General features: G+C 55.9%; 10 protein-coding genes. 6 read left to right on the top strand and 4 right to left on the bottom strand.

The window, feature by feature from the left end; genetic code table 11:
• Positions 1-1,865 precede the first annotated feature (1,865 nt).
• Positions 1,866-2,003: a hypothetical protein gene (locus tag CCHOA_RS10675; protein WP_164472399.1), complete on the bottom strand. Its 138-nt coding sequence runs from the start codon at positions 2,001-2,003 to the stop codon at positions 1,866-1,868.
• Between the two features lie 292 nt (positions 2,004-2,295).
• Between CCHOA_RS10675 and CCHOA_RS05425 the strand changes: the two genes are divergently transcribed.
• From CCHOA_RS05425 to CCHOA_RS05420, 3 genes are all read left to right on the top strand, one after another.
• Positions 2,296-3,915: an NlpC/P60 family protein gene (locus CCHOA_RS05425; protein WP_245992077.1), complete on the top strand. Its 1,620-nt coding sequence runs from the start codon at positions 2,296-2,298 to the stop codon at positions 3,913-3,915.
• Positions 3,916-4,599: 684 nt separating this feature from the next.
• Positions 4,600-4,737, top strand: coding sequence for a hypothetical protein (locus tag CCHOA_RS10670; protein ID WP_164472398.1), 138 nt, complete (start codon positions 4,600-4,602; stop codon positions 4,735-4,737).
• A gap of 425 nt (positions 4,738-5,162) precedes the next feature.
• The gene (locus tag CCHOA_RS05420; RefSeq protein ID WP_123927902.1) at positions 5,163-6,260 is read left to right on the top strand and encodes a ferrochelatase; all 1,098 of its coding nucleotides are present in this window, start codon (positions 5,163-5,165) and stop codon (positions 6,258-6,260) included.
• 200 nt (positions 6,261-6,460) lie between these two features.
• Here the strand turns inward: CCHOA_RS05420 and CCHOA_RS05415 are convergent, their stop codons facing one another.
• On the bottom strand, positions 6,461-7,300 hold the full coding sequence (locus CCHOA_RS05415; RefSeq protein WP_123927899.1) for a hypothetical protein: 840 nt from the start codon (positions 7,298-7,300) through the stop codon (positions 6,461-6,463).
• A gap of 206 nt (positions 7,301-7,506) precedes the next feature.
• Between CCHOA_RS05415 and CCHOA_RS05410 the strand changes: the two genes are divergently transcribed.
• The 3 genes from CCHOA_RS05410 to CCHOA_RS05400 all read left to right on the top strand — a co-directional run bounded on the left by CCHOA_RS05410 (position 7,507) and on the right by CCHOA_RS05400 (position 10,562).
• On the top strand, positions 7,507-8,358 hold the full coding sequence (locus tag CCHOA_RS05410) for a DUF3097 domain-containing protein (protein WP_123927895.1): 852 nt from the start codon (positions 7,507-7,509) through the stop codon (positions 8,356-8,358).
• Between the two features lie 164 nt (positions 8,359-8,522).
• A complete protein-coding gene (locus CCHOA_RS05405; protein ID WP_123927892.1) occupies positions 8,523-8,996 on the top strand; it encodes an NfeD family protein in 474 nt (157 codons plus the stop codon).
• 279 nt (positions 8,997-9,275) lie between these two features.
• On the top strand, positions 9,276-10,562 hold the full coding sequence (locus CCHOA_RS05400) for an SPFH domain-containing protein (RefSeq protein WP_123927888.1): 1,287 nt from the start codon (positions 9,276-9,278) through the stop codon (positions 10,560-10,562).
• Positions 10,563-10,801: 239 nt separating this feature from the next.
• On the opposite strand, the gene CCHOA_RS05395 is transcribed toward CCHOA_RS05400, so the two are convergent.
• Positions 10,802-11,365, bottom strand: a complete 564-nt coding sequence (locus CCHOA_RS05395) for a MarR family transcriptional regulator (protein ID WP_123927884.1) — start codon at positions 11,363-11,365, stop codon at positions 10,802-10,804.
• A gap of 306 nt (positions 11,366-11,671) precedes the next feature.
• The gene (locus CCHOA_RS05390; protein ID WP_245992076.1) at positions 11,672-12,436 is read right to left on the bottom strand and encodes a TVP38/TMEM64 family protein; all 765 of its coding nucleotides are present in this window, start codon (positions 12,434-12,436) and stop codon (positions 11,672-11,674) included.
• Positions 12,437-12,797: the final 361 nt, after the last annotated feature.

Raw genomic sequence — 12,797 nt, 5'->3', positions numbered from 1 at the left:
TGTTGGTTTGCTCGTGCCGGTGTGAACATTGGTCGCGCCATAAGTGGGGTAGGGGATGGCAAGCGGTACCTATTTGCGCACGTCACACCGGTAGGGGAGGGGTTGAAAAGGGGTGAGAAGGGGCATGCATCTCACACTTAGCGAGCCGAGTATTTTGTCGCCAGCCAAGGGTGCCGATACTTGCCCTGCTGCTTCTCAAGGCAGCGGCAAGTGATCGAACAGGGTGAAAGCCGGTATTGAGCAGCGTCAAGATTGCTGGCTTGACTACAAGATAGATATTGCGGCCGAAATTTGCGGTGACCGTGTGACATTTTCAAGCCTTGGAGACAAATGAAGGTATTTGTGACTAAGGTCACACAATATGATTGGGGTCAGATTGTTGCAGGTGTGAACCTGTGGTGAGTCACGAGACTAACCTTGACTCCTGCGTCGCTTGTGACGAAGTTGTTGCAATCTTGGTGCCGCCATCTAGAGTTTTATATCGGTGCTCTTCGGTAGCGCCATACATAATCGAACAGGCTGTGTCACCGCTTTGAACTTCAAGTCGGCACCCGCCAGCGGCGAAGAGTCACGGTTCCATGCTTGACGTGGAACGACGATTCCCACCCCACTGTGTGTGCCAACGACTGACGAGACTCCCTGCAGATGTGACCATGGGATGGCGTGAAGACGTGAACGCGTCAACCATAAGTGTCAACATCAACAACGCAGTGATGTCAGAGTCAGATAAGAACAAACGGTGGAGGATGCTCCAAAACGACTTCCACTATCGACACGCGAGAACGAAAACTTTGAGCGGGTTGCTCAGAATTTTTTTCAACTAGTGCGTGAAGACGGAAAAGCGTTCCTTGCACGAATCCCTCCGTGGTCTTTTGACTTGGTGGAATTCCATGTTGCGAATAGCGCAAATCAGGGAACCCAGGAACGTGATTGGATCATCTAAGGACTGCAATCCCGGACGCAAAGAAGGCGCCATGATCAATTTGGCGGTTTCGGAATGCGGGGAAGCATTGCCGGATCATGATTGGTGTCAACAATAGTTTTCACCACCATCTGCGCTTTGCGAGCGGGAAGAATCTTCACACCATTGCGAGACTTAGGCCTTGCCCTGGAAGATGTCAGTGCAGTGCTGTTGCCGATTGTGACTCAAAGGTCGCAGCAAAGTGTTACAAGGTGCAAACCTGTGTCCTCACTGGAGCGACCGCGAGTACAGCTGTGTGCTTCTCCAGGCACTTGCTTGGTTTCTAACTTCATGAACTTATCGATCCTCTTGCTACGTTGCGCCTTTCGCGCGTGGCAGTCAAGCGCAGGAAAAGAAGTCGTTCACTTTTCCGCCGCGAGCCGCTGAGACTGGTTGGCTCAATATTCGTAACTGCTGGATCGTGTGCCGCCCGAGTTGTATTGACCAGGTGCGTCGACGCGGATTCGTTACCCGCTGACTTGGTGTGCTTGTTGCAAATCCCGGGATGTGCCCCTGTGGTTTGGAAACCATGAGCTTCTCTGCTGTCAGGTGGAATTGCTGTCTTGGAACAGCTCCACCCACCCCCAATTGTTGATATGCCCATCGCCTTGGGAACGGGAGTTTTTCACTCCAGTTCACAATGGTGCCTTTTGGCATACCAAAATACTGTAGTAGTCAAGTTCGTTTCCTTGACTATCGTGCTGAGGGTGATCGGGATGCAGGCCCTCCTGCGACCCCTGAGGTAGAACGCAGCTGAATTACCGAAAACTGTCTGTTGTTGTTTGAACTGTATAACCCACGGTCATGCCGACGGTGATCACCGTCAGATCGATGAGCCATTTGCTAGCCCCTGCTTGGCTGGCGGCAATATTACCGACCACCAAAGCGAGTCGTCGTGGAGTCGTTACCCATCGTCGATGCGCTTCCAGTAGTAGTGCTCGAATTTCAGAGTATTACCCGCTGAATTGTTGGGGTGGACTGCCAAAAACGTGTAGTCGTTGATCATGGAGATCCCAGGATCGTTTCCCTGGAGTTCGTCCATTCTACGATTTTTACACTGGCGTTTACTGCCAGCGATAATCCGGTTCGGCGTGTTGTTTCACGCGGCTTTGAAAACCACACAATGCGTTCCGCGTAAGGGTGCCAAAAACCTTCGGCACACCTTCGTGGGTTCCGTCATGAATTTTTCAGCGTCCAATCCGGGATCTGGAGTCATGCACCGGCTCGAGCCTATCGCTCGATGCGCGTGTCAATCATCCCGATTGAACGGTGTTTTATTGTGGTTGGTCTGGTGATCGCTATTTGCGAATGACCGTGAGAAAGATCGATGTCCCGTGAATATCTCACGCACCCGTGTTTCCCGCCTGCGGCGGATTGCTACCAGTCTGATCGTCAGCATCGCTGTGGGTACCAGTGCCCACACTGCACTCGCGGATCCACTTCCACCCGTTGATGAGCCAGTTGTTGCTGCCCCGATTGTTGAACAAGCTCAAGCGAGGCTTGCTGAATTGCGGGGGCAAGTATTTGATGCCCGTACTCGCTTAGAGCAAGCACTTCATGTTGCCGCCGGCGATGACGCTGCCGTAGCTGCCCTGAGCGACCAAGTTCACCGGTTAGAAGCTGACCTTGCTGCGACACAGGTTGAGATTGACCAGCTGCATGAAAGCTTCCATGGTGCGCTCAACGAGCTGTTGCCGCTTAACCCAGATGGCAGTATTGCTGCGTTAGACAATGAAGATATTCGCAACGCGTTCTTGCAGGCGCTTTCCTTCCTGGGAATGGACGGTCCTGCGCGCGGCAGTCGCCTGCTGGAGTTAGAAGGCATCAAACTTCGCCAACAGGCCGATCTTGTACAGTTGCAGCAGCAACTCGAGGGGGCTCGGGCAGCGCAGCAGCGCAGCAACGCTGATCGAATTGCTGCCGAACAACAGGTAGGCGCCTTAGATGCGCAAATTGCTGAAGCTACTCAAGCCGCCTTATCCCCGCTGCCACCAGCAGCACCAGTGCTTGATAATCCGGTGGCACCTGCACCGGTTGCACCACAGCCCGCGGTGGCGACCGCAACTGCGGTTGCTGCACCAGCAGATGCAACCTATGTAGCCGCTGATATTGATGCCGATCAGATTGCCCAAACAGTGAAAACTGTGGCAACGGTGGTCGGTGTCGCTGCGACTGTGTTGAAACTGCTCAATGATCTTGGCGCCGATACTGGTTCCTCGGATGGCAGTGCGACCCATACTGCCAACGGCACCACGGTGACTAACGATCGCAATACCCCTTCGGCATTCGATCCGGCGTTGCTGCGGGCGGCGGACACGCTCGTCGGGGCGGCAGTGAAAGATACTGCAGCAGATTTGACCGGGCAGACTACTGCACCAATTGGTACCCAAGCTGAGATCGTGCAAAAAGCACAACGGGCAAACCCGGGCGAAAACTATTCGCTGCTGCAGCTCTACCGCGGACTCGATACCGTCACCCCGGCTGACTTGGGATTGGTCACTGAAGATTCGATCACGAACTTCAACGGCAGCCGAGAAGAACGAATCGAAGCGATGATCGCCCGTGCCGAGTCGCAGCTTGGCGTGCAATATGCGTGGGGCGGCGGTAACGCAGCCGGACCGACGAAGGGTATTCGCGATGGCGGTGTCGCTGACTCGTATGGCGACTACAACAAGGTCGGATTCGACTGCTCCGGGCTGGTGCTGTACGCGTTCGCTGGTGTCGGTATTGCGTTGCCACACTATACCGGCAGCCAATATCAGCGCGGGACGAAGGTTGCGATCTCTGATATTCAGCGTGGTGACCTGCTGTTCTGGGGTCCCAATGCGGAATACCACGTGGCAATCTACTTAGGTGACGGCAAAATGATCGAGGCACCACAATCTGGTAGCCACGTCAAGATCAGCCCTGTGCGCTACGCCGGTATGAGCCCATACGCAGTGCGGATGCTCTAACCGGTACAGCAACGTGAGTCAGTGTTGGCGGCAGCCCTATAGCCACCCCACGAAAACCCGTGAAAGAACACACAAGGTTGTAGCAACAAGCGTGCTGTGTTGTGGCCAATGTTTACGAAAGCGGTGTTGCAATCACATCGGTTTCGGCCTGACTTGGCTTGCGCACACCGACCGCGGAATATTCGCGAAAAATTCGGTGACAATTCCTGTGTCGCAGGTGGCAAAAAAAAGCTTAGGACCGTGTTCGTCGCGCAGGCGCGGTGGAGATGGCAAACCTGAGCAATGCGGTTGTTGTGACGAAAGGCAACACTGAACCCCAAGACTTCTCAACGACATGGGACAAGAGGAGTGTTCACCCTTGTCGCCAAACCCCACAGGTGGGGTAGGCGCTGTGTCGATTGAGTTACTAAGCTCCCGCCCGCACCGGGATGAACGACAAGTGCGGAAAACAACAACACAGATACTAGATGCGTCCATGCGTGGATTACCAGGTGGGATCGTGTCTAGGTGTAGGCACTGCCCGGTGCTGCGTTGCGTGGTGGCGACTACTGCTGATGCTGACATGGAAGTTACTGTCATTGCTGAAGCTAGTCGACTCTCGGCAGTAACGACGCCGTGTGTCTCTTCCACCAGGGTTCGTTTTCCATCGAGACGACGCTGATGGGTGAGGAAGTTGCCACGCATGTGCGTGCGCTTGAAGGTGGTGCGTCAATACACGCCCGCCGTGGATGGGATGTCAACGATCTGTCCGGACATGTTGTTTCCGGGGAGATTTTGGTGACACTCGTCCGCGGCGGGCGTGTTTGTCTTTTATATCCTTAACCGTATTTTCGTCACTAGTTTTGTCACGGTGGGTAGGAGAGACAGGGTAGTCGCTGCACGATGACCAACAGTGGACTGCACGAAAAGACGCGGTGAACCCTGCCATCCAACCCCACACGGTAGCGCGCACCATGAGACGATAGCGTCGCCCGTGTATCGGACAGAATCACGTCAACTCGATTTGTGGGGTCGGTAGTGGCGGCCCGGAATCGTTTCTGGAACCCCGCGTTGCAACGGTGCGGCGGCTAGCCGTGGGTGTGTTCGAAGCTGCGCTGTGCAAGATGACTGCAGCATTCCTATTCTTGCGGCACTGGTTCCAGCATTGGCGAAGAGGTGGATGTGTTGGCCTGCAATGTTGGCTGTGCAAATGCGGCGGTACCGGGTTGGTTGATTGGGGCTATGGGTGGCCATTACCCTTAACAGCTATGCAGAATCCCAGCCAGCCGGATCTTCCCTTCGACGCGCTGCTCGTGTTGAGCTTCGGCGGTCCGGAAGGACATCCCGATGTGCGACCATTTTTGGAAAACGTCACCCGCGGCCGCGGCATCCCCGCGCACCGTCTTGATGAGGTGGAGGAACACTATCACCACTTTGGTGGGAAAAGCCCCCTCAATGATCTCAACCGGGAGATGATTGCCAATATTGAGGCAGAGCTACAACGCCGAAACATTGCGTTGCCTGTCTATTTCGGCAACCGGAACTGGCATCCTTTAGCGACCGATACCGCAACGGTGATGGCTGAACAGGGGGTGCGGCGAGCATTGGTGTTTGCCACCTCAGCCTGGGCGGGCTACTCCGGATGTCGGCAATATCATGAAGATATCGCCCGTATGCGGGAACATTTAGCTGCTGCAGGCGCGCCTGAGATTGAGATGGTGAAAATTCGCCAATTCTTCGACCATCCACGGTTTGTGGAAGCGACAGTCAAGGAAGTGGATCTTGCCCGGGCGAAACTGCCGGTTGAACAACAACCTGGGGCGCGGCTGATCTTTACTGCCCACTCGATTCCGCTGTCAATGGATGCGGCCTCCGGCCAACCTGCTGACGGATCGTTGTATTCCACCCAGATCGATCACGCTTGCAAACTCGTTGCGGCAGCTTCCGGATTCGACTCCTATGATTTGGTGTGGCAGTCTCGTTCCGGTCCGGCGCATGTGCCGTGGTTGGAACCCGATGTTGTTGACCACGTGGAATCCTTGGCGAAACACCACGATTTTTCCGCAGCAGTGGTGTGTCCTATCGGTTTTCTATCCGACCATATTGAAGTGGTGTGGGATCTCGACAGCGAATTGCAGCAGGAAGCCGAACAATTCGGTGTGCTCATCGAGCGTGCACCGACGGTGGGGCATCTGCCCGAGTTCGCAGCAATGGTCGTTGATCTCATCGAAGAGCAGCTCACCGGCGTCGGCGACACCAGTGAACATGGTGTTGCAGTGCATGGATGTTCCCGCAACGGGGCGCCGTGTGCCACCAACTGTTGTGTCCCGCAGCGCCCAACCGGTCGTCCACCATCAGCACAATAGGCGACACACCCTGTTCGGTGGCGCTGCGGTGCACAACCGTTAGCGCTCCCGCCTGCTGGGTGTGCAGCTTGAAAAACTCGGGTGAGCCGGATGAACCAGTGGTGCCGGGGTTTTAAGAAGCGGATGAACCTCAGCGTTGGCTTCTTCACTGGACTGGCAACACCAGCGAAATTTTTTTGCGTCCTCCCCAGCAGGAAACACTAGCGACGAGCAGCAAAGGCGCTGCGGGCAAAATCGGCGAGTGCATAATTCGTTGCCGCTGCACGGGCTTGCCGGATTGGCCGTGCCAGACGAAACAGTTCCCCGTCGAGGGAGTGATCGCCAGCGGCGAAAATTGTGGTGTGCACAACAGCGGTAACTCGGTCGGCTCTGGCGAGCAGCTGCTGGGTGCGCAGAGGGGTTGCCGCCGGAATACCGGGATAGTCAAAATAGTCATCGAGCCGGCCAATGGTGAGCCGCGGATCGACCGGGGTTGCTGTTGGTTGCCGTTTGCGTTGGCCGATCAACGTAGCTGCTTCGCTGGTGGCAGTGGCCAGCAGACGATCCGCGTCGCCGGGACCTACTTCGTGTAACAGACTCGGTCGTTTTCCGGTGGTAAACCACTGCCAACGCCACTGGCCTAACGGACCGTCTTCAGGATCCCACAGTTCCACGGGCGTGTCGGTGATCACCTCTGGGACTAGCACATGGACAACTAGCGGATCAGGATCCCGCACCACAATGCCGGCACCTGCCCGATGCAGCGCAAACGCCGCAGCAGTGCCCGGTTCCACCGGGGGAGGCTCACCAGGTCCGGCAAGCACAAGCGACAATATTGGTTCCGGCGTAGGTGGCGGATTAGTCAAGGGGGCTGTCACCTGTCGCAGTTTCTTCACGACTCCAGCCAGCGCATAATGCTCGTCGCCGGCGAGCGCATGACTTGCCGCCAACCCGTGTGCAGCGGTGGCAAAATCATCAAAACTTTCCAATCCGTGAAACACCGCCCCTAACCAGAGGGCTGCATGTTGCACTGGGGTATAAAGCTGCGCGATAGGATTCACGAGGCAGCAGTGTAAACCGGCCAAGCCTGGCAGCCCAAACGACACCCGCAGCTAGCCAAACGGTACCCGCGCTGAGCGCCATTGCATAAAAAACCTGCCCCATGCAGATTCCGCGCCACAACGCCGGAAACGCTAGCCGGTGCTAGTTCGGCGCGGGTGCAGGCAAAGTTGAAGGGGGAGTTGCTGCACTTTTAAGGTAGAACACTATGGCTCCTATTGATCGTTACGCCGGCGATATTTTCGCCGGCCATTCCCGCAACAAACAGCCCACCTATCCCACCGTTCCCGCCACCATGGGGCTCGTCGTGGAGGTGATTGCTGATGATTTCGTAGGAGCAATCATCGGTTTTGAGAAAACCTATGACGGCCAGTTCATTCGTTTAGAGGATCGTCGCGGGGTCAGCCGGCTGTACCCGCTGCGTGACGGTGCATTTCTCATCGAAGGGGTGCGTTCGACCCTGGTGCGCGACACCAGCGGGCAGCAGCCCGCCACCCCTGCCATTTCGAATTCTGGATCGCGACGAGTATCGCAGCTGACAGCAAAAGTTGCAGCTCCCAGCCGAATCTGGGTGGAAGGTGTGCACGACGCAGCCATTGTGGAAAAAGTCTGGGGACATGATCTGCGCGTCGAAGGTGTCGTGGTGGAATATTTGGAAGGCCTCGACAACTTAGAACAACGATTGCAAGCATTTGCGCCATCCGCCACCCGGCGGGTGGGCGTGCTGGCCGATCACCTTGTGCAAGGCTCAAAAGAACAGCGTCTCACCGAATCGGTGGGGCAACACGTGTTGGTGACCGGCCATCCATTTGTCGATATTTGGGCTGCTGTTCGCCCGGAGCGGCTTGGTATCCGAGCCTGGCCAGAAATCCCTTACGGGGAAGATTGGAAAACTGGTGTGTGCCGCCGCCTCGGCTGGGGTGATCCGCGGGAAGGATTCCACCGGGTCTACGCGGCAGTATCGTCCTACAAGGATCTTGATCCGACACTCATCGGTGCGGTGGAACGACTTGTCGATTTTGTCACCGTCCCGCAAGTCGACAAGTCTGATCTCATCTAGCTCCACACCCCAACTGGACTCCGACACCTGCAGGAGGGTGGTGACACTTCCTGGCACAACACTCAACCCCCTGGTGCAAAGTCGCCACCTGAATGAAGCGATGCCGGCGGTTTTGTACGACTCGCGGTTTACCGTCGATCCTGCTTGCTAAGCTATGAACCATTATGGGCGCATTGATATGGCTTGTTGCCGGACTGTTGTTGGTCTTAGCTGAATTGTTCATTGGCGACTTCACGTTGCTGATGCTCGGTGGTGGTGCGCTCACCGCTGCGGCGGTTGGCGGTATCTTTAGCCCCCCTGTGTGGGTTTTGGGAGTGGTATTTTCCATCGTTGCTTTGCTCCTTGTCACCACCGTGCGACCAATAATGCGCCGGCAACTTACCAGCAAAAAACAGCTTGATCATTCACCCCAAGCCCTTGTTGGCAGCTATGCGACAGTGATTGAAGCGGTCGATCACCTCTCCGGTCAAATTCGTCTTGACGGTTCAATCTGGTCGGCGCGAAGCATGGATCCGCAGCATCACATCGCCCCTGGAAAACAAGTGCAAGTGCTGGCAATCGACGGGGCTTGCGCAGTGGTGTTCGATCCGGATGCGTCACCGCAACTGCCCGGTTCACCAGCATTGCACAATGGTTGACGCTCACCCAACACACGACCAGCGATAGTAAGCCCGAGTAACTTCACCGCGATATAGCAATAATGATGCGCACTGGAACAGCAGCACCGATGACCAAGCCAGCGAACCTGCGAAGATTTTCACTGCAACAGCCGCACTCTATTACTACACTGGGGCATCATTAGCGGCCGCTACCGGCATAAGGTGCAGCTATCACCGCTTATTACCAGTGGCGAGGTTTGTGCCCGGCGGCGCAAACGGCCTGCTATCCATATAAACCGACGCCACAGGAGTGTGCGCATGAATGAAGTGTTTGTAGCCTCATTTGCAAGTATCCCTTGGATCCTGCTGATTGTGTTTGTTGTGTTAGTGGTGACGAAGTCAGTAAAACTCGTGCACCAGGGCGAAGCTGCAGTTATTGAGCGGCTTGGCCGCTACACCCGCACTGTGGAAGGTGGCATCACTGTCATCATTCCGTTTATCGACCGGATTCGGGCTAAAGTCGACACCCGTGAACGAGTGGTGAGCTTCCCACCGCAGCCGGTGATCACTCAGGAAAACGTCACTGTCGGCATCGACGTGGTGGTGACTTTCCAAATCAATGAACCTGCCCGGGCGATCTATGGGGTCGATAACTATATCTATGGTGTCGAACAGATTACCGTTGCCACGTTGCGTGACGTGGTCGGCGGTATGACCTTGGAAGATACGCTGACCAGCCGAGAGATGATTAACCGCAGGTTGCGGGGTGAACTCGATGCGGCAACCACGAAATGGGGACTGCGAATCTCCCGTGTTGAGCTGAAAGCTATTGATCCACCTGCTTCGATTCAGCAAGCAATGGAGATGCAGATGAAAGCAGAACGGGAAAAGCGGGCAATGATTTTGACTGCTGAGGGGCAACGGGAAGCAGATATTAAAACTGCCGAAGGTGACAAGCAGGCACGGGTGTTGTCGGCGGAAGGTGAAAAATCTGCAGCTATCTTGGCCGCTGAAGCTGAACGGCAGGCAGAGATTTTACGGGCAGAAGGCGAGCGAGCAGCGAAGTTGCTCCGCGCACAAGGTGAGGCTCAAGCTATTGCCAAGGTGAATGCTGCCATCAAAACCGCCCAGGTCACTCCTGAGGTGCTGGCGTATCAGTATCTGGAGAAGCTGCCGAAGATGGCGGAAGGTTCGGCGAATAAGACTTGGATTATTCCCTCTCAGTTTGGTGATAGCTTGCAGGCGTTTGCGCAAGCGCTCGGCGGCAAAGATGAGGAAGGGGTGTTCAAGTTCACCCCAACTGAGCCGACCGAAGAGGAGCGGCAAATGGCCACAAATGACGATACCGAGGGCTGGTTTTCGACCGAAACTGACCCAGAGATCGCGAAAGCTGTCGCTGCAGCCAACGCAGTAGCGAATAAGCCAGTTGATGATATTGAACTGCCCACCGCTTCCCGGAAACCGGTAGCTAGTTCCGTTGAGTTGGAAGGGGCCCCAGCACACCCTGAGCTCGCTGCAGCCCAGTCGGGGACTGATCCTATGGAGGAAGGTCACACCACATCAGCTGCCCCACCAGTGCCCGCTGACGAGCTCCCCAACCAGTAACTGGGGCAGGAACCGCGGGACGCGATCTGTAGCGCAAATGCAAGGAAATATATCGCACATCACCGCAGCACAGGATGCGGATGAATCGATGACGGTTCCAACGTCATATCAAGCAACAGCCCCGGCAGCATATGCACCACCTGCTAGTGGTCGCTGCCGGGGCTGCAGGCTGCTATCGAGACCATTGACTGACAAGTGTGGGAGAAGATCGAGCCATCATTGATCTGTGCAGTGGGAGGTTATCCCTCTGCCAGGCGGGTGAGTAAATGGACCGCTAACTGCCACGCTGCGTTCTCGGCCTGCCAGCCGGCGGCCTGTAACCGCTGCGACATCGCCTGTTTGGTGATCCCTAAATATTCAGCGGCTTCAACTTGGGTAAAACCGCGCCGCATATATGAGGTCGCTTCACGGCCTTCAGGGGTGCGCCGCGCCAGTACAAACGCGGCCAACACAAACACTGACTCAATATCGCTGCTGGTAACCCCGTGAAATGGTTGACAGTTCACTTGCACAACACCTGCTTTTGCGCGTTTGCGCAAACAATCGGCAGCTTGTTTTTTCGCCAACTGTGCCGAGTGCGCAAACGACACGCCAACAGCCCAATCCCCATCAGATAGCAGCACCATAATGGTGTCGACGACCGCGCGTGGTGTAGTGGAAGTAGTAGCAATGTCTTCGACATCGACGACTTCAAAAGGAGCCATACCATCAAGCACACTTAATGCTTCAGCTGATTGTTTTACTAACGCGGCACGGCGTTTCGCTGTTCCGCGATAGCGGGCATGGACAGCGAATGTTGGCATACGCTCCCTCACTTTCATTGCCGGGCTGTCGGTGAGCCGAACGCTGCAACGGTTGCAGCGATGCTAATACCCGACGGGGTTTCCCACTCACACCCTACCGACAAGTCACCCACCTTGACTGCTGTGATGAATTTCGGCGTGTCGAAATGGCGAAAGGCGCCGGGAAGGCAGTGCATCCGTGGATTGTAACGTCCTGGACGACCTACAGCGCCGCACCGAGATATAGGGTCGTATCAGTGAGCGAAGCAGGAGGACCCACGCACAGTGCGCCCAAAGCAACCCTCGCACTGTACCAGGCTGCTGGCATTAGGCAGGATGATCTGGCTTGTCGCTATGAGCTGCAGTATCTTGCTGATTCACCGGTAGTTTCTGGTCAAGATACAGCCCTGCCGACCCGAGGATAAATAGGGCAACGGTGATAAGGAGTAGGCGAGGATCTGTGTGGCCAAGTAGTGCGTCACCAATAACCACGGTGGCAATGGATCCTGGTGCAGACCCCAGCAAGGTACCCAGCGCAAACATACTCACTGGCACCGCAGTGAGCGCGGCACAATAGTTAAGAATGGAAAAAGGAACTGCGGCGATCATCCGTAGGCTAATGATGGCAAGCCAGCCGCGGCGCTGGAGCCGCGCATTGATGGTGTCCACCGCTGGATGGGTGAGCAGCGGGGCGATCGCATCACGCAGGAGATATCGCACCATGGTCAACGAAAGTGCCGCAGAAATCGTGGTGCCGGTTAGCACAATCACAATGCCTAGAACCGGCCCGAAGATAATGCCTGCAGACAGGGTGAAAATAGTTCGGGGGATTGGGAATTGGGTGAGCAGAATATAGCCGAGCAAAAACAGTACCGGGAACCACGGCCCGGTTGCTGTCGCGTAAGCGCGCAAATCCTCCAATCCCGGAAGCCGCACCGTTGTCGTCACCAGGATCACGGCGGCCCCGGCTGCCACTGTCACCACCTGCTTTACCCAGGACAGTTGAGCAAACACTGACCAGAGCGTGGCAATAGACCGGCGAAGCAGACTGGGCAGTGAACGCCAACGACGGGCATTGTGGGAGGTGAACACAGTGCCACTGTAGCGAAGAACCCATTCGACGCGGGATTTTGCCCGTATTTTCTACTGTCCTACAGCACCGGCAACACAGCCAAAGCAAGGATTTCCTTAGTGAACAACACCACAACCACGTGCTGGTGTTTCTCCCGAGTTTTCCCGCGCTAAATCCTGCGACCTATCCCGATCAGCGGTAAGATCACCCACATAGTGTGTCTATTCCGCCACTGCTTATGGTGATGTGGCCTATCCCACGCAAGCGATACGGGTGTGCTATCACATATGGCCATGTTGCGTGCCACAACAGGCCTGATTGTGTGCGGTCATGCCGACCGCGATAGGGCACCTGACCGACCGGCAGGTAACGGGTCTGTGT

This window comes from Corynebacterium choanae (assembly GCF_003813965.1).
Classification (GTDB): Bacteria; Actinomycetota; Actinomycetes; order Mycobacteriales; family Mycobacteriaceae; genus Corynebacterium; species Corynebacterium choanae.
Note: the sequence above shows the minus strand (reverse complement) of the source record. Positions and strands in the feature narration are given on the sequence as shown.

Bases quoted from the DNA above. Each gene is read 5' to 3' on its own strand.
- CCHOA_RS10675 (WP_164472399.1), bottom strand. From the start codon at position 2,003: ATGGACGAACTCCAGGGAAACGATCCTGGGATCTCCATGATCAACGAC.
- CCHOA_RS05420 (WP_123927902.1), top strand. From the start codon at position 5,163: ATGCAGAATCCCAGCCAGCCGGATCTTCCCTTCGACGCGCTGCTCGTG.
- CCHOA_RS05410 (WP_123927895.1), top strand. From the start codon at position 7,507: ATGGCTCCTATTGATCGTTACGCCGGCGATATTTTCGCCGGCCATTCC.
- CCHOA_RS05405 (WP_123927892.1), top strand. From the start codon at position 8,523: ATGGGCGCATTGATATGGCTTGTTGCCGGACTGTTGTTGGTCTTAGCT.
- CCHOA_RS05400 (WP_123927888.1), top strand. From the start codon at position 9,276: ATGAATGAAGTGTTTGTAGCCTCATTTGCAAGTATCCCTTGGATCCTG.
- CCHOA_RS05395 (WP_123927884.1), bottom strand. From the start codon at position 11,365: ATGCCAACATTCGCTGTCCATGCCCGCTATCGCGGAACAGCGAAACGC.